Annotated in this window: 18 protein-coding genes; 12 read left to right on the top strand and 6 right to left on the bottom strand. The window is 72.4% G+C overall.

Annotation, left to right across the window (positions count from 1 at the left end; genetic code table 11):
* Position 1 precedes the first annotated feature (1 nt).
* From JNK12_02655 to JNK12_02645, 3 genes are read left to right on the top strand one after another with little or no spacing between them, the layout of a single operon-like run.
* On the top strand, positions 2-2,536 hold the full coding sequence (locus JNK12_02655) for a sensor histidine kinase KdpD (GenBank protein ID MBL8774799.1): 2,535 nt from the start codon (positions 2-4) through the stop codon (positions 2,534-2,536).
* 14 nt (positions 2,537-2,550) lie between these two features.
* A complete protein-coding gene (locus tag JNK12_02650) occupies positions 2,551-3,228 on the top strand; it encodes a response regulator (protein MBL8774798.1) in 678 nt (225 codons plus the stop codon).
* Positions 3,229-3,237: 9 nt separating this feature from the next.
* On the top strand, positions 3,238-3,522 hold the full coding sequence (locus JNK12_02645) for a hypothetical protein (protein ID MBL8774797.1): 285 nt from the start codon (positions 3,238-3,240) through the stop codon (positions 3,520-3,522).
* Positions 3,523-3,552: 30 nt separating this feature from the next.
* Here the strand turns inward: JNK12_02645 and JNK12_02640 are convergent, their stop codons facing one another.
* Both JNK12_02640 and JNK12_02635 read right to left on the bottom strand, forming a co-directional pair.
* On the bottom strand, positions 3,553-4,212 hold the full coding sequence (locus tag JNK12_02640) for a class II aldolase/adducin family protein (protein MBL8774796.1): 660 nt from the start codon (positions 4,210-4,212) through the stop codon (positions 3,553-3,555).
* Between the two features lie 64 nt (positions 4,213-4,276).
* Positions 4,277-5,260: a hypothetical protein gene (locus JNK12_02635; GenBank protein MBL8774795.1), complete on the bottom strand. Its 984-nt coding sequence runs from the start codon at positions 5,258-5,260 to the stop codon at positions 4,277-4,279.
* A 68-nt stretch (positions 5,261-5,328) separates the two neighbouring features.
* Between JNK12_02635 and JNK12_02630 the strand changes: the two genes are divergently transcribed.
* From JNK12_02630 to JNK12_02595, 8 genes are all read left to right on the top strand, one after another.
* A complete protein-coding gene (locus tag JNK12_02630; GenBank protein MBL8774794.1) occupies positions 5,329-7,188 on the top strand; it encodes an FAD-binding protein in 1,860 nt (619 codons plus the stop codon).
* 1 nt (position 7,189) lies between these two features.
* Entirely contained in the window at positions 7,190-7,690 is a 501-nt protein-coding gene (locus tag JNK12_02625) for a PaaI family thioesterase (GenBank protein ID MBL8774793.1), read from the top strand.
* A gap of 90 nt (positions 7,691-7,780) precedes the next feature.
* Positions 7,781-9,817: an S-layer homology domain-containing protein gene (locus tag JNK12_02620; GenBank protein MBL8774792.1), complete on the top strand. Its 2,037-nt coding sequence runs from the start codon at positions 7,781-7,783 to the stop codon at positions 9,815-9,817.
* Positions 9,818-10,007: 190 nt separating this feature from the next.
* A complete protein-coding gene (locus JNK12_02615) occupies positions 10,008-10,721 on the top strand; it encodes a hypothetical protein (protein ID MBL8774791.1) in 714 nt (237 codons plus the stop codon).
* Positions 10,722-10,861: 140 nt separating this feature from the next.
* A complete protein-coding gene (locus tag JNK12_02610; GenBank protein MBL8774790.1) occupies positions 10,862-11,632 on the top strand; it encodes a hypothetical protein in 771 nt (256 codons plus the stop codon).
* Between the two features lie 143 nt (positions 11,633-11,775).
* The gene (locus JNK12_02605; GenBank protein ID MBL8774789.1) at positions 11,776-13,071 is read left to right on the top strand and encodes an amidohydrolase; all 1,296 of its coding nucleotides are present in this window, start codon (positions 11,776-11,778) and stop codon (positions 13,069-13,071) included.
* A gap of 22 nt (positions 13,072-13,093) precedes the next feature.
* Entirely contained in the window at positions 13,094-13,795 is a 702-nt protein-coding gene (locus tag JNK12_02600; protein MBL8774788.1) for an acetoacetate decarboxylase family protein, read from the top strand.
* Positions 13,792-14,346 carry a hypothetical protein gene (locus tag JNK12_02595; GenBank protein ID MBL8774787.1) on the top strand — a complete coding sequence of 185 codons (555 nt, stop codon included), beginning with the start codon at positions 13,792-13,794 and terminating at the stop codon, positions 14,344-14,346. Before JNK12_02600 ends, JNK12_02595 begins: the two co-directional genes overlap by 4 nt.
* A gap of 82 nt (positions 14,347-14,428) precedes the next feature.
* Here JNK12_02595 and JNK12_02590 read toward each other — a convergent pair whose 3' ends face one another.
* From JNK12_02590 to JNK12_02580, 3 genes are all read right to left on the bottom strand, one after another.
* A complete protein-coding gene (locus tag JNK12_02590; GenBank protein ID MBL8774786.1) occupies positions 14,429-16,576 on the bottom strand; it encodes an acetate--CoA ligase family protein in 2,148 nt (715 codons plus the stop codon).
* Positions 16,577-16,671: 95 nt separating this feature from the next.
* Complete coding sequence (locus JNK12_02585) at positions 16,672-18,069, bottom strand: TldD/PmbA family protein (GenBank protein ID MBL8774785.1); 1,398 nt, start codon at positions 18,067-18,069, stop codon at positions 16,672-16,674.
* Positions 18,066-19,592: a TldD/PmbA family protein gene (locus JNK12_02580; protein MBL8774784.1), complete on the bottom strand. Its 1,527-nt coding sequence runs from the start codon at positions 19,590-19,592 to the stop codon at positions 18,066-18,068. The genes JNK12_02585 and JNK12_02580 overlap by 4 nt, the downstream gene beginning before the upstream one ends.
* On the opposite strand from JNK12_02580, the gene JNK12_02575 reads away from it, so the two are divergent.
* On the top strand, positions 19,591-20,868 hold the full coding sequence (locus JNK12_02575) for a thiolase family protein (protein MBL8774783.1): 1,278 nt from the start codon (positions 19,591-19,593) through the stop codon (positions 20,866-20,868). The two genes, JNK12_02580 and JNK12_02575, sit on opposite strands and share 2 nt — an antisense overlap.
* A gap of 33 nt (positions 20,869-20,901) precedes the next feature.
* Here JNK12_02575 and JNK12_02570 read toward each other — a convergent pair whose 3' ends face one another.
* Positions 20,902-22,533 carry a hypothetical protein gene (locus JNK12_02570; protein ID MBL8774782.1) on the bottom strand — a complete coding sequence of 544 codons (1,632 nt, stop codon included), beginning with the start codon at positions 22,531-22,533 and terminating at the stop codon, positions 20,902-20,904.
* Between the last annotated feature and the right edge of the window lie 79 nt (positions 22,534-22,612).

Here is a 22,612-nt window from a genome sequence, read left to right as displayed (position 1 = left end):
CATGGCCCGGGGCAAGCTGCGCATCTACCTCGGTGCCGCGCCGGGTGTGGGCAAGACCTTCGCCATGTTGAACGAGGGGCGGCGCCGCCGGGACCGTGGCACCGACGTGGTGGTCGGCTACGTCGAGACCCATGGGCGCCCGAACACCGCCGCGCAGCTCGAGGACCTCGAGGTGGTCCCGCGACGCACCCTCGGGCACCGGGGGACCGAGTTCCAGGAGATGGACGTCGATGCCGTCCTGGCTCGCCGCCCAGCGGTCGTGCTGGTCGACGAGCTCGCCCACACCAACGTCCCGGGCAGCCGCCACGCCAAGCGCTGGCAGGACGTGGCCGAGCTGCTCGCCGCCGGCGTCGACGTGCTGTCGACCCTGAACATCCAGCACCTCGAGTCGGTCAACGACGTGGTCGAGCGGATCACCGGGGTGAAGCAGCAGGAGACCATCCCCGACGAGTTCGTCCGCCAGGCCGACCAGGTCGAGCTGGTGGACATGACCCCCGAGGCGCTGCGCCGCCGCATGGCCCACGGCAACATCTACGCGCCGGAGAAGGTCGATGCCGCGCTGGCCAACTACTTCCGGGTGGGGAACCTCGGGGCCCTGCGCGAGCTGGCGCTGCTCTGGGTGGCCGACAAGGTCGACGAGTCGCTCCAGGACTACATGGCCGACCACGGCATCGAGGGTCCCTGGGAGACGCGGGAGCGCGTCGTCGTGGCCCTCACCGGCGCACCCAGCAGCGAGCACCTGATCCGCCGAGCGGCCCGGATGGCCATGCGCTCCAAGGCCGAGCTGCTCGGGGTGCACATCTCGGTCGGCGACGGGCTGGCGGCGGCCCCCAGCGACCTGCTCCTCCAGCACCGCCGCCTGCTCGAGGACCTCGGGGGCGCCTACCACGAGGTCGTCGGCGCGGACGTCGCGACCACCCTGTTGTCGTTCGCTCGCTCCCAGCACGCCACCCAGATCGTCCTCGGGGCCAGTCGGCGATCGCGGTGGGCCGAGCTGTCGCGCGGCTCGGTCATCAACGCGGTCGTGCGGGCGTCGGGACCCATCGACGTGCACGTGATCAGCCAGGAGGATGCCGACGGCGAGCTCCCGCCCCTGCCCCGGGCGCGCTCCGCGACGCTCTCGCTGCGACGGCAGCTCGCCGGGCTCGCCCTCGCTCTCGCGGGCGTACCGCTCCTGACGCTGCTGCTGGCCAACACTCGGGAGGTCTTCGACCTACCCGCCGACATGTTGGTCTACCTGCTGTTGGTGGTCGCAGTGGCGACCGTGGGCGGCGCCATCCCCGCCGTCCTCTGCGCGGTGACCGGGTCGCTGGCCCTGAACTGGTTCTTCACGCCGCCGCTCTACACGTTCACCATCGACAAGGGGGAGAACGCGTTCGCCCTCGTCGTGTTCATCACCGTGGCGGTGATCATCAGCGCGCTGGTGAGCCAGGCGGCGCGTCGTCGGGCCGACGCCGCCCGCGCCACCGCCGAGGCGGAGGCCCTGGCCCGTGTCACCGGGGGCCTCGTGTCCGGTGAGGACCCGTTGGCCGGCACCGTCGATCGCCTGCGGTCCACCTTCTCCCTCGATGCGGTGGCGGTGCTGGTCCCGGGCCCCGACGCCGACACGTGGGTGGTGGATGCGAGCGCCGGATCGCCCGTCCCCACCCGCCCGACCGGGGACGGATCGACGATCGCGCTCGGCGACGGTGCCGCCCTCGTGCTGGTGGGCGATCGGCTCCGCGAGGACGACCTGCGGGTCCTGGACGCGTTCGCCGCCCAGCTCCACGCCGCCCTCGAGCGGCGGGCGCTGGCTGCGGAGGCCGCGGAAGCCGGCGCGCTCGCCCACACCGACCAGTTGCGCACCGCCCTGCTCCGAGCGGTCTCGCACGACCTGCGCACGCCGCTCGCGTCGATCAAGGCGTCGGCCACCAGCCTGCTCCAGGAGGACGTCGACTGGTCGCCCGCGGCGGTGCGGGAGTTCCTCGTCACCATCGACGAGGAGGCCGACCGCCTCAACTCGCTCGTGGGCAACCTCCTCGACATGAGCCGGCTCGAAACGGGCGCCCTCGACCTGCTCGTGCGGCCCGTCGGACTGGAAGAGGTGGTCGCGGCGGCGCTCTCGAGCCTGGGGGCGATCGCCGCCGAGGTCACCGTGGACGTGCCCGAGACCCTGCCCCGGGTGGCCGCCGACCCTGCACTGCTCGAGCGGGCCGTCGCCAACGTGATCGGCAACGCGGTCCAGGCCAGCCCGGCCGGTGCCGAGGTGCGGGTCCAGGCCGGCGCGGTGGGCGACAGCGTGGACCTGCGCGTCATCGATCAGGGGCCCGGTGTCGCACCGGAGCTGCGCGAGGTCATGTTCCTCCCGTTCCAGCGCCTCGGCGACCAACCCAACGGCAGCGGCGTGGGGCTCGGCCTGGCGGTGGCGCACGGGTTCCTGGACGCCATGGGCGGCGCGCTCGTGGCCGACGACACCCCGGGCGGTGGGCTCACCATGGTCCTGAGCCTGCCGATCGCCGCCAGCGTGACCGCCGTCGGCGTGGAGGGGCCGTCGTGACCGAGTCGGGCTGTGTGCTGGTGGTGGACGACGAGCGGCAGATTCGGCGGGCCCTCGGCACCAACCTCCGGGCGCGGGGCTACGACGTCGTGCTCGCCGCATCGGGGGAGGAGGCGCTCACCTTGGCGGCCGAGCGTCATCCCGACGTCGTGATCCTCGACCTGGGCCTGCCCGGCATCGACGGCATCGAGGTGGTCCGGGGGCTGCGGGGCTGGGCCACGATGCCCATCGTGGTGCTGTCGGTCCGTGAGGGCGAGGCCGACAAGGTCGCCGCGCTCGACGCCGGTGCCGACGACTACGTGACCAAGCCCTTCGGCATGAACGAGCTGCTGGCCCGCTTGCGGGCGGCGCTGCGGCGCTCGACGCCCGCCGAGGAAGAGGCGGTGATCGCCACCGACTCGTTCACCATCGATCTCGCCGCGAAGCGCGTGGTGCGCGCCGGGGAGGAGGTGCACCTCACGCCGACCGAGTGGCACCTCATCGAGGTGCTCGTGCGCCACCAGGGCAAGCTCGTGAGCCAGCGCCAACTCCTCCAGGAGGTGTGGGGGCCGCAGTACGAGACCGAGACGAACTACCTGCGCGTCTACCTGGCCCAGGTCCGGCGCAAGCTCGAGCCCGATCCGTCCCGCCCGCGCTACTTCATCACCGAGCCCGGGATGGGCTACCGCTTCGAGGGGGCCCAGCCGCAGTAGCGTCCGGCCATGGCCAAGAGCGTGGAAGAGCTGCACGAAAAGCTGATGGACGAGTACGGGCAGGTCCGGCGGAAGTTCGACCAGATCCACACCGCCTTCGACCGGGTCATCACGGCCGGGCCCGAGGACGACCTGCACGACCGGTTGCTCCACCTCGAGAAGGTGGTGAAGGAAGTCCGCGACGGCGGGGTCGTGGGCTCCGGCGCCAACGGCCACCGGCGGGCGCTGAAGGAGTACCAGGAGGCGGTCGAGGCGCAGGGCGCTCCCGACAAGTCGGGTCCCACCGAGGGCTGACGCACCGCCCGTCGCGGCCCCGAGCGGCGCTCAGGCGCCCCACATGTTCTTGCGCACGAAGTCGTAGATGTTGGCGAAGTTGGCGTTGACCTCTTCGGGGATGGGCACCAGCTCGCCGAGCGCTCGGGCACCCCACACGATGTGGGCGTTGTGCTCGACCACGAGCGCGGCGTGCAGGGCGTCGTCGACGTTCTTGCCGACGGTCACCATCCCGTGGTTGGCCATGAGCGTGGCGCTGCGGTCGCCGAGGCCGGCGGCCACCACCTCGGCGAGCTCGTCGGTGCCGGTGGTGCGGTAGTCGCACACCCGTACCTCGCCGCCGATGAACACGACGAACTCCTCCACTGCGGCGGGGATGGGCTGGTGCACCAAGGCGAACATCGAGGCGTGCTTCGGGTGCGCGTGGATCACGCCCATCACCTCGGGATGGGCCCGGTAGCAGGCCAGGTGCAGCGACTTCTCGGAGGTGGCGCTGCGCTCGCCGGCCACCTTCTCGCCGTCGAGGTCCACCACGACCAGGTCGTCGAGGACCATGGGGTCGTAGGCCAGTGACGACGGCGTCATCACCACGTTGCCGTCCGACAGCCGGCCGGACACGTTGCCCGACGTGCCCTCGACCAGGCCCTTGGCGTACATGGTCTTGGCCGCCGCCAGCACGGCGGCGAACACCGCGTCGTCTGCATCCGACATCAGTCGAGGACCTCTTGTGCGTTCCCCGGCCACGCAGGCCGCGGCCTCGAACCTTCGGAGCGGCTCACGAAAGGACCTCCGGGTTGGCGATGTGGGTGGGGCGCTCGCCGGCGAGGAGGCGGACCAGGTCGTCGGCGATGATGCGGGAGTGGTTGGCCTCGGTGTCGTAGGTGGCGCCGCCGATGTGGGGGGTCAGCACCACGTTGGCCATCGAGCAGAGGGGATGGTCGGTGGGCAGCGACTCACCCTCGAAGTGGTCGAGGCCGGCGCCGCCGAGGGGGCCTGACGTCAGCGCCTCGGTGAGAGCGTCCAGGTCGTGCAGCGCGGCCCGGGCCGAGTTCACGTAGATGGCGCCCTCCCGCATGGCCGCGAATTGCTCGGCGCCCATCATCCCCAGCGTGTCCGGGCTGACCGCGGCGTGCATCGACACCACGTCGGCTTCGGCGAGCAGCGCGTCGAGCGAGTGGGTCGCCTCGTCGTTGAACGGGTCGTGGGCGATCACCTGCATGCCGAGCCCCTCCAGGCGCCAGCGGGTGGCCCGGCCCACGGCGCCGAGGCCGACGATGCCGGCGGTCCGGCCGGCCAGCTGCCAGGCCCGGAACCGCTGGTACGGGATGGTGCCGTCCTTGAAGACCTCGCCGGCGCGCACGTCGGCGTCGGCAGGGAGCAGGTGGCGGTTGACCGCGAGGAGGAGGGCCACGGCGAGCTCGGCGACCCCGTCGGCGTTGCGGCCCGGCGCGTGCAGCACGGGGATGCCCTTGGCGGTGGCCCCGGCGACGTCGACGTTGGTGGGGTCGCCCCGGGTCGAGCCGATGGCGAGGAGGGGGAGCTCGAGGACGGCGCCGGTGCAGAAGTCGGCCTCGCAGACCACGATGTTCGCGCCCTCGGCCTCGATGCGGGCGGCCAGCGCCTTGTCGTCGTAGAGGCGCAGCGGGCGGTGCTCGATCCACGGGTCGTAGACCACCTCGGCGACGGACTCGAGGGTGGCGAGCCCCTCCCCCCGGAACGGCGCGGTGACCAGCGCTCGTGGCTTCTCGGCTTCCCCCATGGGGGCATCCTCGCGCGACCGGGGGGACGGTTGTGCCGTCCGGCCCGGGGCGGCGCAGACTGACAGCCGTGCATCCGCTGCGCATCGCCGTGCTGGTCAAGCAGATCCCCAAGGTCGAGGCCATGGTCCTCGGCGACGACGGCCGCCTGGTGCGCGAAGGACTGCCCCTGGAGATGAACGCCTACTGCCGTCGCGCGGTGGCCATCGGGGCCGAACTCGCCGCGGCCACGGGGGGCACGGTGACCGCGCTCACCCTCGGGCCACCCTCGGCCGAGGACACGCTGCGGGAGGCCATCGCCTGGATCGAGGAGCGGGGGGTGCCCGTCGAGGGGGTGCACCTCTGCGACCCGGCCTTCGCCGGCTCGGACACGCTCGTCACGGCGCAGGCGCTCGCCGCCGCCCTGCAGCGCCACGAGGCCTTCGACCTCGTCCTGGCCGGCCGCAACTCGGTCGACGCCGACACGGGGCAGGTCGGACCCGAGCTCGCCCAGCTGCTCGACCTCGCGTTCGTGGCCGGCGTGCGCGAGCTCGCCCTCGTCGACGGCGCCGTGAGCGTCCGGCTCGAGCACGACGACGAATGGGTCGAGGCCACGGTGTCGTTGCCGGCGGTGCTCTCCGTGGCCGAGCGCCTCACCGATCCGGCGAAGGTGCCGCCCGAGGGCCGCGCCGCGGTCGCTTCGGACCGCATCACCTCGGTCACCGCCGCCGAGCTCGGCCCGGGTCCGTGGGGCGCGGCGGCGAGCCCGACCTCGGTCGGCGACGTGCGCTCGCTCGAGGTCGAGCGCCTGCGTCGGCGCCTCGCCGGCTCCGTCGAGGACCAGGTGGCGGAAGCGGTCGCCGTGCTCGCCGACCGGGGCGTGCTCGAGGGCGCCGCCGACGGTCCGTCCGAGACCGTCGCCCCACCCGCAGGCGCCGGCGGTCCCGCTGGTCCTGCGGTGGCCGTTGTGGTCGAGCCCGACCGCGTCCGCCTCACCCGGGAGCTGCTCGGCGCGGCCGCTCGGCTGGCGTCCGAGCTGGGGGGCCGGGTGGTGGCCCTTGGCACCAACCTGCCCCCGGTCGAAGACCTCGGGACGTGGGGCGTGGACGAGGCGGTCACCGTCACGGGCGCCCTGGTCGAAGAGGACGTGGCCGCCGGGGTCGCCGAGTGGGTCGCCGCCCGTGGGCCCTGGGCGGTCCTCGCGCCCAGCACCGCATGGGGCCGCGAGGTCGCCTCCCGGGTGGCGGCCGCCCTGGGGGCCGGGCTCACCGGCGACGCGGTCGGGCTCACCATCGAGGACGAACCGGCGTCGGAGCCCGAGGGCGCCGGCGCCGGCACGGGCGGTCGCCTCGTGGCGTGGAAGCCGGCGTTCGGCGGCCTGCTCGTGGCGGCGGTGCGCTCGACGTCCCCGGTCCAGCTCGTCACGGTGCGCGCCGGGGTGCTGCCCCTCCTCGAGGGTCGAGAGCCGGTGCCGGTGGCCACGGGGACGGTCGGCGTGACGCCACGGGGCCGGGTGGTGGTGCACGGCCGTCACCGGGAGGACGATGCCGAGGCGCTCGCGTCGGCGGACGTCGTCATCGGCATCGGCCAGGGCATCGATCCGGCCCACTACGCCGAGCTGGAGCCCCTGCGCCGGGCGTTGGGCGCGGAACTGGCCGCCACGAGGAAGGTGACAGACAAGGGGTGGTTGCCGCGGGCCCGTCAGCTCGGGATCACCGGTCACAGCATCGCCCCGCGGCTGTACGTGGCGCTCGGCCTGAGTGGGAAGTTCAACCACACGATGGGCGTGCGCAGCTCGGGCACCATCCTCGCGGTGAACCCCGACCCCGAGGCGCTCATCTTCGAGTGGGCCGACCTGGCCATCGTCGGGGACTGGCGGGAGGTCGCCCCCCTGCTCGTGGAGCGTCTCGAGGAGGCGGCCCGCGACGGCGCCGCCGGAACGGAGCACTGAGATGGCCGACGACGGCGCCAACCCCTACGGCCTCAGCGACGAGGTGATCGCGGCGCTGGAGGCCCGCTTCCGGGCCACCCCGCTGCACGCTCTGCTGGGCCTCGAGTTCCTCGAACGCACCGACGAGCACGTGGTGGTGTCCATGCCGGTGCGCAACGAGGCCTTCGGCAGCACCGGGAACCTCCATGGCGGCGCCATCGCCACGCTCATCGACGTCGCGGCCGCGTCCGCCGCGGCCCGCAGCAGCTCGTTCGTGCCCGGCCAGAACACGTTGGTCACCGCCGACCTGCATGTCCGCTACCTCGGCCGTCCCAAGGGAGACGTCGTGCGGGCCGTGGCCACCGTGGTGCGGGCGGGCCGCCAGCTCGTCGTGGTCGAGTGTCGTGTGCTCGACCCCGAGGACCGCGTGATCGCGGTGGCGGACTTCGCCGGCATGGTCGTGCCGCTCCGCGACCCGCTGCTGCCCGGCGCCGAGCCCGACCGGAGCGCTCCCGAGCTCTGACCCCCTCGTCGGGGGGTCGGTCCCCCCGGCAACAGGGCCGAAGGGCCCCCATCGCTACAGCCTCGGCGCAGGGGTGCCGACAACCCGGGCGTGAAACGACGCGGACGGCGGCGCGACCTCCTGGTCGCCGGCATCACCGCGCTGGCCCTCGCGCCGGTGGCGGTGCTCGGCCTCGCCGCGCCCGTGCCCTCCGCTGCGGCGCCGGCGGCGCCTGCCGCCGCACCGACCCTGGTGACGCCCGGGACCGGCCCCGACGGCACGTGTGAGGCCGCCGGGCTCGTCGTGGCCGGGGTGATCGACGGGGCCACGCTCTGCTCGACCGGCCCCGAGCCCGGCGTGGGACCCGTGCCGCCTGGCGCCGCGCCCACCGAGGCCACCGCCGGCATCCAGTGCTACGGCGACGGCACGAGTGGGGCCCGCGTGCAACTGGTCTACGCCCACCCGTCGGGGGTGAACCGGCTGTCGGCCCTTCGGGCCACGATGCGCACCCGCGCCGCGCAGATGGAGACCATCTTCAACGCCAGTGCCGGCCAGACCGGTGGCCAGCGCCACATCCGATGGGTCACCGACGCCAACTGCAACCTCGAGATCCTCGACGTGCTCATCCCCGCAAGCCAGGTGCCGGCGACAGCCTTCAGCGCGCTCATGTCCACCATGGTCTCGAAGGGGTTCAGCGACCCCGACCGCAAGTACGTCATCTGGGCCGAGACGAGCAATGCCAAGCCGACCACCTGTTCGGGGCTGGGAACGCTGTGGTACGACGCCCAGCCGACGGCGCTGAACTGGAACGACGCCCGCACGGGCTACGCCCGCCTCGATGAGACCTGCCTGCGCTCGGGCTTCGACGGTCGTACCGAGGCCCACGAGCTCATGCACACCATCGGGGGCGTGCAGCCGACCGCGCCGAATGCGACGCCGAGCGGGCACTGCCGCGACGAGGGTGACCGCATGTGTTACGACGACGACGGCGCCGGTCCGGTGCGGATGCGGTCGGTCTGCTCGTCGGGCAACGAGCTCCGCTTCGACTGCGGCCATGACGACTACTTCGCCGTGAACGCCGCCTGCGGGGCGGGCGGGTGGCTCGCCTCGCGCTGGAACACGGCCGACAGCCGTTGGCTCGAGTCCGTGCCCGGTGGGTCGCTGGCCCCTCCGGCCAACGACCGGGCCGCCGCCGCGACCCCGCTGTCGGGGTACGCGGGGTCGGTGGCCACGTCGAACGCCGGCGCCACCCAGGAGCTCGGCGAGAAGTCGCCCGCGGGAAAGCCTGGTGGTCGGTCGATCTGGTTCTCGTGGACCGCCCCGGTCACGGGCCCGATGGCCTTCGACACCTGCGGCAGCGACACCGACACCCTGCTCGGCGTCTTCACCGGATCGGCGACGTCCCTGGCCAATCTGGTGTCTCGTGGTGAGGGCGACGACGACGGCCAGCTCGGCCAGCAGTCCCGGGTGACGTTCGACGCCACGGCCGGGACCACCTACCTGGTGCAGGTCGACGGGCGCGGTGGGGATCAGGGCCCGGTCACCGTCCGGTGGGGGGCGCCGTACCACGGCTACTCCGACGTGCCCCTGGGGGCCTGGTACGAGGCATCGGTCAACTGGGTCAAGCGCTTCGCGCTGCTCGATCCCCAGCCCGGCGGTGGGTTCGGCCCGAAGGTCGCGATGACCAGAAGCCAGGTCGTCACCATGCTCTGGCGCCTCGCCGATCGCCCCGCCGCTCGCAGCCAGGCCTCTTTCGGGGACGTGCCCGTCACCGCCGCCTACCGTCCCGCGTTGAACTGGGCCGCGCAGGAGGGGATCGTGGCCCCGTACCCCGACGGGACGTTCCACCCGAACGCCACGGTCAAGCGCGGGCACTTCGCCGACATGCTCTGGCGTCTCGCGGGCTCGCCGTCCGCCGGCGCGCCGGCCGGCTTCGGGGATGTCGCGGCGTCGAGCAAGCTGGCGCCGGCGGTCGGCTGGGCCGCCGCCGAGTCTCTGGTGACGCCGTACCCCGACGGGACGTTCCGTCCGAAGAAGGCGCTCACCCGTCAGCAGATCGCCTCCATCCTGTTCGACTTCGCCTCGAGCGCGGACGCGTGGGGCGCCTATCCGGCTGCCCTGCCCTCGACCGTGGTGTTCCGCCACTGACGAGGCGAGGTGTCACTGTGACACCTCGTGTCCAGGGGTGCCGTCCGCCTTGCTAGAGTCCCGGCGCTCCTCACGTGGCGGACCTGGAGAGCAAGCGGGTGCGGCGGCCGTGTGCTCGGTGGCGGACCCGGTTGGGGGGCGGGACACACCCGACCGTCAGACCCGAACTCACCAGGAGCCCAGCACGACCATGCCCCGCCGTCTTCTCGCACTCACCGCCGCCGCCGCACTGGCGTTCGTCCTCGTCGCCTGTGGGGGCGGCGACGGCGACGACGAATCCGCCGTGACCGCAGCGCCGCTGGCCACCACGCCGGACAACACGGCCGCCCCTGCCACCACGGCCGCCCCTGACAGCGGCGACACCGGAGACGATGCCGTCGGCGGCGCGGTCGACATCGACAGCTTCGCCTCGGACGCCGGCATCACCGAGAGCGGCGACTCCTACAGCGAGTTCGTCCAAGTGTCCGACGACTCCGACCAGATCTTCGTCGAGGTCCCCGCCGAGTGGGACGACCTCGACACCACGGCGAGCAGCGACGGCAACCCGAGCATCCAGGCGTCGCCGGACCTCGGCGGCGACATCGAGTCGACCCCGATCCTCGGTTACACGGCGGTGCAGTTCACCTCGCCCCCCGACCTCGACGAGGTCATCTCGCAGACCGCGGCCGCCAGCACCCGTGGCGAGTGCGAGGCGGGCACGCCCAACGACTACAGCGACGGCGTGTTCAGCGGCCGCATCCAGGCGTTCGTGAACTGCGGCGGGGACGACCGGGCCTGGCTCTTCGTGGCCGCCATCCCGGACAACGGCGACTCCTACGCGACGGTCATCTTCGGCCAGGCCGTCACCTTGGCCGACGTCGACGCGCTGCAGCACGCCTTCGACACCTTCAACACCAACGTCTGAGCGACCCCGTCGGCGTTCGGCGCCCTCCGGGGCTGACTATCGTCCGACGGTGACGACTGTCACGTCGGAGGACGGAACCAGGGGGCGCCCGCCCGGCGTCTGATCCGCACAACACCCGCACAACTCCCCAAGGAGCGGCAATGCCAAGCAAGCGCACCCGGTCGATGGCCCTCACCGCGATCATCGTCCTCCTCCTCGGCCTGGGCCTCGCGGCCTGCGGCGGAGGCGGCGACGACGAGGACGCAGCCCCGACCACGACGGCAGCACCCGAGACCACCACGACCACGGCCGTGGCCTTCGATCCCGGCGATGAGACCGACACCACCGAAGCGAGCACCATCGAGGGCGAGGACCAGCGGGCGGCCATCGAGGACTTCATGAGCCAGGTCCAGACCGACACCGGGGCCGAGGACACCGGCGAGACCTACACCTTCGTTCCCATCGAGGACGACACCGGCCAGCTCACGGTGGAGGCTCCGTCGGAGTGGAGTGACGTGGACGGACGGGTCGCCACGCTCGGCAACCTGACCCTCCCCGACCTGCGGGCATCCACCGACATGGAGCAGTACAACGCCAGCTTCGACGTGCCGGGGTTCGAGTTCCGGGCCACCTCCGACTCGTCCACGGGTGATCCCCGGGCGGTGCTCAACGAGTACGCCATCCGCAGCGAGCAGGCCTGCGGCGAGGACCTCGGCGTCCAGGCGTACTCCGACCCGCTGTACACCGGTGTGTCGCAGGTGTTCGGTGACTGCGGGTCTTCGGGGGCCAGCTTCGTCTGGACCGTCGTCCAGCCCATCGACACCAGTGACGGCGACTACATCGCCGTGGTCGGCGTGCAGATCCTGAGCGACGCCGACATCGAGGCGCTGGGCCACATCCTCGACACCTTCGTGGTGACGCCGGCCAGCTGACCGCCTGGCCGCTCCGACGGCGGCACCCGGCTCGTCCCCGCACCCCCGGCCCTCGGGCCGGGGGTGCGGCGCGTGTTCGGTAGGGTGCCCGCACGGAGCGGCGGGGGGACCGCTGGCCGACACCGCAGCCCGAGGAGGATGCCGTGCGCACCGAGGACCTGATCCTGGTCAGCGTCGACGACCACGTGGTCGAGCCGCCCGACCTCTTCGAGGGCCGGCTGGCGGCGAAGTACGCCGACCTCGCCCCGCGGGTCGTCACCAAGGACGACGGCACCGACGTCTGGAGCTACGAGGGTCAGGAGCTGCCCAACATCGGCCTGAACGCCGTCGCGGGCCGACCGCCAGCGGAGTACGGCATCGAGCCCACGGCCTTCGCCGAGATGCGGGCCGGTTGCTACGACATCCACCAGCGCGTGGCCGACATGAACGCCAACGGCGTGCTGGGCTCGATGTGCTTCCCCTCGTTCCCGCAGTTCTGCGGTCAGCTCTTCGCCCGCACCGAGGACAAGGACGTGGCCCTGGCCATGCTCCGGGCCTACAACGACTGGCACATCGACGACTGGTGCGGCGCCTACCCGGGCCGCTTCATCCCCCTCGCCCTTCCCGCCATCTGGGACCCCGAGCTCATGGCCGCCGAGGTGCGCCGCGTGGCGGCCAAGGGGTGCCGGGCCATCACCTTCTCGGAGAACCCCGAGAAGCTGGGCTGGCCCAGCTTCCACTCGCCCCACTGGGACCCGTTCTGGCAGGCGTGCACCGACGAGGGGACGGTCGTGTGCCTGCACATCGGCTCGTCCTCGCAGATGGTGGTGACCTCGATGGAGGCCCCCATCAACGTGATGATCACGCTCCAGCCCATGAACATGGTGCAGGCCGCGGCCGACCTCCTCTGGTCGCGCGTGCTGACGAAGTTCCCGAAGGTGCGCTTCGCGCTGTCGGAGGGTGGCATCGGGTGGATCCCGTACTTCCTCGAACGGGCCGACTACGTCTACAAGCACCACAAGGCCTGGACGGGCAGTGACTTCGGCGATCAGCTCCCCAGTGAGGTGTTCCTCGACCGGGTCATCACCTGCTTCATCGACGACCGGTTCGGACTGGAGAACCGCCACGCCATCGGGGTCGAGCACATCTGCTGGGAGTGCGACTACCCCCACTCGGACTCGACGTGGCCGCAGTCGCCCGAGCTGCTCGCGGCAACGCTCGAGGGCATCCCCGATGACGAGATCGACGCGATGACCCACGGCAACGCCATCCGCGAGTTCCACTACGACCCGTTCGCCCACCGTCCCCGCGAGCGGTGCACCGTCGGAGCCCTGCGGGCCGAGGCCACCGGCGTCGACGTGAGCGAGCGGTCCTCGGGCAAGCCCGTGGTCGCCCCGGAGGCACCCATCACCATCGCCTCGATCATCGAGGCGGCGGCGGGGGCTTCTGGCAATCGCTGACCGCGGGCTACGGTCCGCGTCCATGGACGCGACGACGGTGTGGGGCCAGATCCAGGGTCGGGAGATCACGTTCCCGATGGAGGTGGCCGAGATGAACGCGGCCACCCTGCTGTTCACGGTGCCCGCCGAGGCCGCCGCCGCCCTGCTGCCCGGCGAGGCCTTCGAGGTGGTCGAGGTTGCCCCGGGTCAGGCCCAGCTCGTCATCGCCGCCTGCGACTACCGCCAGAACCCCTGGGGTGACTACAACGAGCTGAACTTCGGATTCCTCGTCCGGCCCGTGGGTGCCGCCGACGACGTGATCGGCTCGTTCGTCTACCGCATGCCGGTGAACCAGGAGTTCACCTCAGAGGCGGGCAACAAGGTCATGGGCTTCCCCAAGACCGTCGAGGTGCTCGACGCCGACTACACCGACACGACGGTGTCGTTCCGCCTGACCATGGGCGGGCACTTCACCATCGCCCTCACCCTGCCGCGGGCCGAGCCCCTCGACGAGCCCGAGCGCCTCGAGACCGACAGCTACTCGTACGTCGAGGGCGTGGCCTACGCCACGCCGCTGTCCATGGACATGGCCACCGGCTTCGTCGACCCGGCCGAGGTGGGCATCGAATTGGGTGACGGCCCCGTGGCCGACGAGTTGCGGTCCCTCGGCCTACCCAAGGCCCCCGACCTGGCCACCTGGGGCGAGGGCCTCTCGGCCACCTTCCTCCTCGGCCAGCCCGTGTGAGTGCGCCGGACGGCGACGAGGCGTTCGCCCCGGGCGAGCGGCTGGTGCCCTTCGCCCCGTACACCCGGCAGTTGGCGGTGGGGTTCGCCCTCGCCGCCGTGGTGGTCGTGGTCCAGCGTCTGATCCTGTGGTCCTTGGAGGACGCCGGCGAACGTCTCGCCATGGGCGCGGTTGCCGCGCAGATCGTCGCCCTCCCCGTGCTCGCCGGGATCACCGCGGCGCTCGGGGGGTGGCTGCGGGACCGCAAGCGCGACCTGATCTACGCGGGGTTGCCCGACGCCACCCACGAGCACCCCGAGGACCTCGAGGTCGTGGACGACCCCGCCGGCCTGTACCTCGTCGTCCGGCGGGTGATCCTGCGGGTCCTCGTCCTCTGGTTCGTGCTCGGCCTGGTGCTGCCGTTGATGGCGTCCACCATGGCCGCGCTGGCGGTCTACGCCTGGGTGGTGGCCGGCTGGGAGGCCAGGGCCACCATCCGTGACGGCCGGGAGCTGCTGACGCGACCCCGATGGTTCATCTGGTTGCCCGTGGCCTGGCGAACGGTGGCCTGAGCCCACTCCCGACGATCCCTTCTGGGTACTCGTATGTGTTCTCCAGAACACATACGAGTACCCGGAACGAGGGGGTTGCGGTTCAGCGGGTGACGACGAGGGCGTCGAGCGCGACGGCGCCCTTCGGGAGGACCAACAGAGGGTTGATGTCGAGCTCGACCAGGGACCCGGCGTGGTCCACGGCGAGGCGCTGCACCTTCAGGAGCACGTCGACCAGCGCACCCAGGTCGGCCTTCGGGCGGCCGCGGGCACCGGCGAGGAGGGGGAACCCCTTCACCTCGTGCACCATGCGGCGGGCCTCGGCCCGGTCGAACGGCGGGACGCGGAAGTTCACGTCGCCGAGCACCTCGACGAACACGCCTCCCAGGCCGAACAGGACCGTGGGCCCGAAGACGGGGTCGTCGGCGACGCCGACCACCGTCTCGACCCCGCCCGTCATCATCGGGCACACCAGGACGCCTTCGACGGCGGCACCCGGTGCCTCCGCGGCAGCCTTCTCGAGCAGTTCGCCGTAGGCGCGTCGCACCGCCGCGGGCCCGGCGACGCCGAGGCGGACGAGGCCGAGATCGGACTTGTGGTCGAGCGCCGGCGACGACACCTTCAGTACCACGGGGCCGTCGATCGACGCCGCGGCCCGCACGGCCTCCGCACGGGACCCGGCGAGCCGGTCGGCCGTGACCTGGATCCCGTAGGCGGCGAGCACCGCTTTCGATCGGTGCTCGGAGAGGGCGCCGCTGCCGGCCAGCAGCGGCTCGACCGTTCGGGCCGCGGGGGACCGTCGGCGGGCGGGCCGGGCGAACGGGGACCGGTAGCGCTCGAGGAAGGCCTGGTGGTCGTCCAGCGCCTTGACGGCACGGACGCAGTTCTGGAACGTGCGGAACACGGGCAGGCGCGACCCCAGCAGCACCTCGCGGTAGTCCGGTTCGTCGCCGACCGGCGAGCCCCAGATGACGCAGATCGGCTTGTCCGTGGTGGCCGCCGCGGCGACGAGGTCGGCGGCGAGCGGGCCGCTGAGCGACGGCACCGCACCCGTGATGGGGCAGACGATCACGTCGACGTTTGGGTCGGCAATGAGAGCGTCGAGGATCTTGCGCCCCCGCTCATCGGCCGACGGCGGCCCGCCGCTGTCGACGGGGTTGGCCACACGGAGCTCCGCGGGGATCCACTCGTGCAGCCGGGCCTGGGTGGCGGGCGCCAGCTCGGGCAGGTGCAGGCCGGCGGCCGCGGCGAGGTCGGCGAGGTGCGCTCCGGTGCCGCCGGAGATGGCGTAGATGCACACTCCGAGCGGCCGGCCCGATCGGGCCACGGCCGACCGCCGCGGGGTGCGGGCGAACAGGGCGGCGGTGTCGATGAGCTCGTCGAGGCCGTCCACCCGGGTCACGCCGTACTGGCGGAGCACGGCGTCGGTGACCGCGTCCGAACCGGCGAGATGCCCGGTGTGGGACTGCGCCATGGAACGTCCCTCGTCGGTGCGGCCGACCTTGACGACCACGATGGGTGTGTCGTGGCGGGCGGCATGGTCGGCGGCCAGGGCGAAGGTGCGTCCGTCCTTGAAGCCCTCGACGTAGGCGGCGACCACGCCGACCTCGGGCTGGTCCACGAAGTACCGGATGAAGTCGGCCGCCTCGAGGTCCACCTCGTTGCCCACGGGCGCCCAGTGGGAGAGCGCGATGCCGAGGTCCTGGGCCTGGAAGACCGGCCGGCCCTGGTGGCCGCTCTGGGTGATCAGGGCGATGGCCGCGCCCGGGAGGTCCGTGCGGAACGTCTCGAAGGCATTCAGGTTCGTGTTGGGCCCCAGCAGGCGTGTGTCGCTGCGCTGCACGAGCTCGGCCAGGTCGGTCTGGCGGGCGACGCCGTCGGGCCCGGCCTCGGCGAACCCTGCCGCGAAGACGACGGCGAAGCGGGCGCCGCGGTCTGCGACCTCCCGGAAGGCGGCCACGGCGTCGCCTACGAGGATGGCGGCGAGATCGATGTCGCCGGGGACGTCGGCGATGGTGGCGAAGCAGGGCACGCCGCCGACCTCGCGGCGGTTCGGGTTCACCGGGTGCACGGCGGCGTCGTGGGCCTCGGCCCACGCCCGGATCCTGGCGAACATCGTCGCCGCCGGCCGACCCGGGGTGTCCGAGGCGCCGACCACTGCGATGGTCCGCGGGTGGAAGAAGCGATCCAGGTCGAGCTCGCGCCGCGCCCTCGCCCGGCCCGTCACGTCCACCGGCGGCTCGGGCGACATCGCGGCGACGCTACCCCTCGCCGTCCTCCCGTTCTGCCAGCACCAGGCTGTTCTGCACGACAGGGTCGTGCTGGCAGAACGGAGGATCTGGGGCGCTACTGGGCCTGGCTGACGCTCGACATGTTGAAGTCGGGCACGAGCAGTGCCGGCGTGGCGGTGCGGGGGAAGTAGTCGCCCCACTCCCGTGAGAACGATGGGGCGGTGGCCGAGGCGGCGGTGAAGCGGTCGAGCAGGGCAACGGGGCTCTCGTTGAAGCGGAAGTTGTTGACCGCGCCCGTGATCTCGCCGCCCTCGACGCGGTAGACGCCGTCGCGGGTGAGGCCGGTGAGGAGCAGGGTCTGGGGGTCCACCTCGCGGATGTACCAGAGGCAGGTGAGGAGCAGGCCGTCGTCGAGGCCGGCCACGAGGTCGTCCACCCCGCCGGTGGCGCCGTCGACCGACACCAGCAGGTTGTCGATGCCGGGCGTGAGCGGGAGACCGGTGAGCCCGGCCGAGTGGCGGGTCTGGATCAGGGACCGGAGGGTGCCATCGGCCACCCAGTCGGTGGGCCCGAGGGGCAGGCCGTTGTCGAACACGCTGGCCTCGCTGCTCGACGACGAGGCGAGGGCGAACGGCGCGCACTCGAGACCGGGCGCCGCGGGGTCCGACGAGATGCGCACGGGCCGTCCCGAGAGACGCTCGCCCACCCGGGTGCCGCCCCCAGGCTTCGAGAACACGGTCTGGCCCTCGTGGGCGTCGCGGCCGCCGGCGACCCAATAGGCGTAGATCATGAGGTCGGCCACGGCGGCGGGCGGCAGGATCGTCGGGTAGCGGCCGGCGGGCAGGTCGATGCTGCGCTCGGCCCAACCGAGGCGGCGCTCGAGCTCGGCGTCGAGGGCGAGCGCGTCGACGTCGCTGAAGTCACGCGTGGCCTGGCCCACCCAGGCCGAGCGGGTGAGGTCGGAGGACTTCCCGGTGACCCCGACGTGGCCGGTGGGCTGCACGTGGCGGCGGCGCAGCCCGGTGGTCGAGCCGAGGTAGACGGTGTCGACGGTGTGCTCGACGTAGCCGTAGAGCACCCGGCCGGCGGCACCGGCCCTTCCGAAGGCCTCGCCCAGCGCGGGCGCGAAGGTGGCGAACACCCCGATGGAGGTGGTGGCGGGCGGGTCCGGCCAGTCGACGTCGGCGTCGCCCTCCACCATCGGGGCGGCGTCCTCCGCGGCGTCGGCCTCCCGGGCGGCGGCATCTGCGGCCCCGACCACGTCCCGCACGGCGTCGAGGGTCGTGCCGCTGCGCGACACCGAGGCGCTGGCGGTCCCCTGGGCACCGTCCACGAACGAGACGGCGGTGATGTCCCCGCCGTGCATGAGACCGTTGGTGGTGAGGGTGTTGTTGGCCCACCGCAGGTTGGCGCTGGCGGACACCTCGACGAGCACGATGCAGGCGTCGGCGGTGGAGGCGGCCAGTCCGGCCTCGACCAGCTCCTGGGGGGTCGGAGCGGCGTTCCCGCTCATTGGCCGGCCTCCTGCTCGGTGTTGAGTATCCGCACCTGGCGGAACCGGGCCGACGGGCAGCCGTGGCTGACCGGAGCGACCTGGCCGGGCTGAGCCTTTCCGCAGTTGAACGCGCCACCCAGCACCCAGGTCTGCGGGCCGCCGACGGCGTCCATCGACCCCCAGAAGTCGGTCGTGGTGGCCTGGTAGGCGGCGTCGCGCACCTGGCCGGCCAGCCGGCCGTCACGGATGCGGAAGAAGCGCTGACCGGTGAACTGGAAGTTGAAGCGCTGCATGTCGATCGACCACGACTTGTCGCCGACGACGTAGAGGCCGTCCTCGACGTCGGCGATGAGCCCGGCGGTGTCGGGCCCGTCGGCGGCCGGCTGCAGCGAGACGTTGGCCATGCGCTGGATCGGGATGTGCCCCGGCGAGTCGGCGTAGGCGCAGCCGTTCGATCGGCCCAGCCCCTGGAGGCGGGCCATGCGCCGGTCGATCTGGTAGCCGACGAGCGTGCCGTCGCGGACGAGGTCCCACGACTGGGTGGCCACGCCCTCGTCGTCGTAGCCGATGGTGGCGAGGCCGTGCTCGCCGGTGCGGTCGCCGGTCACGTGCATGATCGGCGACCCGTACTCGAGGGTGCCGAGCTTGTCCCACGTGGCGAACGAGGTTCCGGCGTAGTTGGCCTCGTAGCCGAGGGCCCGGTCGAGCTCGGTGGCGTGGCCGATGGACTCGTGGATGGTGAGCCAGAGGTTGGACGGCGCGATCACCAAGTCGTAGGTGCCGGCCTCGACCGACGGCGCCGCCAGCTTCTCGGCCAGCAGGCCGGGCAGCTCGGCCAGCTCGGCGTCCCAGTCCCAGGCGGCGGGGGTGCCGTCGGGGCTGCCGGCGAGGTACTCCCAACCCCGGCCGACCGGTGCTGCGATGGTCCGCATCGAGTCGAAGCGGCCGGTGGCCTCGTCGTGGCCGTGGGCCTCGAGCACGGGGTGCAGGCGCACCCGCTGCTGGGTGGTGACGGTGCCGGCGAGGTCGGCGTAGAACTTGTTCTCCACGACCTGCTCGACGCCGGCGCTGACGTGGTCGACGGCGTCGGCTCCCAGCAGGCGCCGGCTCCAGTCGCCGAGCAGGGCCACCTTCTCGGCCAGCGGGACGTCGCGGGGATCGACGTCGTAGCTCGACACCCACGTGACGTCGGCGTGGACCGGCTCGTCGGCCAGCTCGATGCGCTCGGTGCTGATGGCGGCGGAGACCTTGGCCACCGCGACGGCCTCCTCGGCGGCCCGGGCGGCGGCGTCGGGGGTGAGGTCGATGGTGGCCGCGAACCCCCAGGTGCCATCGGCCACGACCCGAACGGCGAAGCCGAGCTCCTCGCTGTCCTGCGCGCCCTGAAGGTTGCCGTCGCGCAGGCGGATGCTCTGGCCCTGCAGGCGCTCGAGGCGGAAGTCGGCGTGCTCGACCCCGAGCTCCCGCGCCCGCTGCAAGGCGGCGTCGGCCAGGGAGTGGAGCGGACGGGCCAGGAACGTGGGGTCCACCTGGTGCGGCATGCGGGGCAGGGTAGGTCGTGGGGAAGGCCCGCACGTGAGGTCCCGTAGACTCCGTGCGCCCGATCGGGTTGAGAAGGGGGACACCGTGGAACTCCACGAAGCAGTGATCGTCGACACCGTGCGCACGCCCATCGGCAAGCGCAAGGGGGCGCTCGCCACCTGGCACCCGGCCGATCTCCTCGGCTTCACGCTGAAGGCGCTCCTCGATCGCAACAGCGTCGACCCCGGGCGCATCGACGACGTGGTCGGCGGTTGCGTGAACCAGGTGGGGGAGCAGAGCAACAACATCGCCCGCAACGCCTGGGTCGGCGCCGGCCTCCCCTGGCACGTGCCGGCCACCAGCGTCGACCGCCAGTGCGGATCGTCCCAGCAGGCCATGCACTTCGTGGCCCAGGCCGTCATGGCGGGCTCGTACGACGTGGCCATCGCCTGCGGCGTCGAGTCCATGAGCCGGGTGCCCATGGGCTCCAACGCCAAGGGCGGCGTGGGGCCCTTCTCCCAGGACTGGATCGCCGCGGTCGGCGGTCGCTTCCACCCCACCCAGTTCGAGGTGAGCCAGATCCTCGCCGAGAAGTTCGGTGTCACCCGCGAGGACATGGACGCCTTCGCGGTCGAGAGCCACCGGCGGGCTTGGGAGAACACCGAGAACGGCTGGTTCGGCGAGGAGTGCGTGCCCGTGCCCCTGAAGGACGAGGACGGCAACCTCACCGGCGAGGTGCTCGACCGGGACCAGGGCATCCGCCCCGAGAGCACGATGGAGAGCCTCGCGAAGCTGCCCAGCGCCATGAGCTGGGACCCCGACACCGCGCCCGACATCACCGCCGGCAACGCCTCGCAGATGTCCGACGGCGCCGCGGCCATGCTCATCGCCAGCCGGGAGTTCGCCGAGGCCAACGGCCTGCCCATCCGGGCCGCGTTCCGCCACCTCGTGGTGGCGGCCGAGGACCCGTACCTCGTGCTCTCGGCACCCAACCCCGCCACCCGCAAGCTGCTCGAGCGTTCGGGGATGTCGATCTCGGACTTCGACTCGATGGAGTGCAACGAGGCCTTCGCCGCCATCGCCCTCATGTGGGCCAGCGAGTTCCAGCCCGATCCCGAGCGCTACAACCCGCGCGGCGGTGCCATCGCCATCGGCCATCCCCTCGGCGCCAGCGGCGTGCGCATCATGACCACGCTGTTGCACGACCTCGAGTCGACCGGCGGCCGCTTCGGCTTCCAGACCATGTGCGAGGGCGGCGGCCAGGCCAACGCCACGGTGATCGAGCGCCTCGGGTAGCGGCGCACGCTCCTGTGGGAGGGAGGAGGCCCGTCAGCCTGCGTCACGCTGTGCCTCGAGGATCGACAGCGTCGGGGAGATGGCCTCGTAGAGCGCCGAAGCGACGACCGCAGCGGCAGGCTCGTTGTGGTGCACCTCGTCCGCGTAAGCGATCTCCTCGAAGCCGTCGAGGGCGTCGGCCAGGTCGACCACCTCGGGCCGCAGGTCGGCGCGCATCTCGTCGAGCGCATCCGAGAACCGGTCGCGGAAGGCTCGGTCGATCTCGAGGCTGGCCAGGGTGGGATCGTCGGCTGTCGTCGACCGGGACCACAGGCTGGGCTGGAAGAAGTGGAGGATGGGCACGCCGGCGGCGGCGGCACTCGATCGCCCGGCGGCGACCGCCAGGTTGTAGAGGCGGGCGGCGTTCGCCGGGGAGGGCTCGGCGGTGCGGGGAGTGGGGTCCTCGTCGGCACCACCGACGAGCTGCGCCCCGCGGTCGATGAGGCCCTGGCGGATGTCGTCCGCGAAGAGGGTGGACTGCTCGGTCGGGGCACCGACCCCGGAATAGAGGCCGAAGTCGTTGTAGCCGTCGTACACCACGATCAGGTCGGGCGGAGTGCGCTCGGTGAGCATCTGCGCGAGCAGGGCCTGGTCCTGCCAGGCGACGTAGGACGGCATGGCGAAGTTCTGGACCCGGAGCATCCGCCCTTCGTCCGCGGCGAGACGGGCGACCTGGGAGGGGATGGTGAACTCGTCGCGCTGCTCGGCGCCGAACAGCGCCGAGCCGCCGAAGAACCAGACCTCGAGGGCATCGGTGGCGTCGAGGCCCGCGGGCTGCCAGCTGCGGCGGACCCGATCGGTGATGTTGATGTGCGCGCTCTGGTAGTCCGGATGGCGGATGGTCAGGTACGGGTCCAGCAGGTAGCGAAGGTTGGCGCTGTCCACGTCGTACTGCGCGTACCAGTCCTCGTCCCCTCTGGCCACGTGCGGGTCGTTGTTGGCGCGTGGTCCGGCCCCTCCGAACCAGTTCGGGACGTCGTCGATGTCGCCCGGGCGGGTGCGCGGGTCGACTTCGGTGCGCACGACGGGCATCGGTTGCTGCTGCCCTGCGGCCTGGCCGTCGCGTTCGGGCAGGAGCTCGTAGGCGATGTCGACCAGGCGGTCCTGACGGGCGACGGCGACGGCGGCCACGATCAGGAAGGGGACGACGGCGACGAGCGCGGCATGTGCTCGGGGCCGTCCGACCCGTCGGCGTCGGTCGTCGGCGAAGGGCCGGGCGGGAACCGGCCGGCCGCCGGACGCGAGGTCCCGGCGCTGCCAGCGCCCGGCGCGGCCGTCACCGAAGCCACCGAGCGGGTCCCACCGCAACAGCGTGCAGGCCAGCCACACGGGCACGAACACGATGAGGCCGACGACCGCGAGCAGCACGATCGACAACGCGTGGAACGCGACCCGGCCCGCGAGCCGGGTGGCGTGGCCGATGACCGCCTCGGCGCGACCGCTCACCCGGGCGGCGACCGTCACCGCCGTCGCCACGACGACGAGCAACGCCGCGGCCGCGCCGTGGCCGGTCGCGATCAGGCCCGCGGCGACCGCCATGGCCACCACCGGGCCGACCCAGGGTGACGGCGGGCGGTGGGTCGCCAGGATCGGCTCTGCCTCCTCCCAGCCGGTCACGGCGGTCATTCAAGCAGTGGTCGGGGCCGGCCGCCCGGGAAGCCGCGACTCGGGGCCAAATCACGACCATTCACATCGGAGTTTGGGG

Source organism: Acidimicrobiales bacterium (assembly GCA_016794585.1).
In the GTDB taxonomy this organism is placed as follows: Bacteria; Actinomycetota; Acidimicrobiia; order Acidimicrobiales; family DATDAH01; genus JAEUJM01.
The sequence above is the reverse complement of the archived record's forward strand: the minus strand, read 5'-3'. Positions and strand labels throughout refer to the sequence as shown.

Bases quoted from the DNA above. Each gene is read 5' to 3' on its own strand.
- JNK12_02655 (MBL8774799.1), top strand. From the start codon at position 2: ATGGCCCGGGGCAAGCTGCGCATCTACCTCGGTGCCGCGCCGGGTGTG.
- JNK12_02645 (MBL8774797.1), top strand. From the start codon at position 3,238: ATGGCCAAGAGCGTGGAAGAGCTGCACGAAAAGCTGATGGACGAGTAC.
- JNK12_02640 (MBL8774796.1), bottom strand. From the start codon at position 4,212: ATGTCGGATGCAGACGACGCGGTGTTCGCCGCCGTGCTGGCGGCGGCC.
- JNK12_02635 (MBL8774795.1), bottom strand. From the start codon at position 5,260: ATGGGGGAAGCCGAGAAGCCACGAGCGCTGGTCACCGCGCCGTTCCGG.
- JNK12_02625 (MBL8774793.1), top strand. From the start codon at position 7,190: ATGGCCGACGACGGCGCCAACCCCTACGGCCTCAGCGACGAGGTGATC.
- JNK12_02615 (MBL8774791.1), top strand. From the start codon at position 10,008: ATGCCCCGCCGTCTTCTCGCACTCACCGCCGCCGCCGCACTGGCGTTC.
- JNK12_02610 (MBL8774790.1), top strand. From the start codon at position 10,862: ATGCCAAGCAAGCGCACCCGGTCGATGGCCCTCACCGCGATCATCGTC.
- JNK12_02600 (MBL8774788.1), top strand. From the start codon at position 13,094: ATGGACGCGACGACGGTGTGGGGCCAGATCCAGGGTCGGGAGATCACG.
- JNK12_02590 (MBL8774786.1), bottom strand. From the start codon at position 16,576: ATGTCGCCCGAGCCGCCGGTGGACGTGACGGGCCGGGCGAGGGCGCGG.
- JNK12_02585 (MBL8774785.1), bottom strand. From the start codon at position 18,069: ATGAGCGGGAACGCCGCTCCGACCCCCCAGGAGCTGGTCGAGGCCGGA.
- JNK12_02575 (MBL8774783.1), top strand. From the start codon at position 19,591: ATGCGGGGCAGGGTAGGTCGTGGGGAAGGCCCGCACGTGAGGTCCCGT.
- JNK12_02580 (MBL8774784.1), bottom strand. From the start codon at position 19,592: ATGCCGCACCAGGTGGACCCCACGTTCCTGGCCCGTCCGCTCCACTCC.
- JNK12_02570 (MBL8774782.1), bottom strand. From the start codon at position 22,533: ATGACCGCCGTGACCGGCTGGGAGGAGGCAGAGCCGATCCTGGCGACC.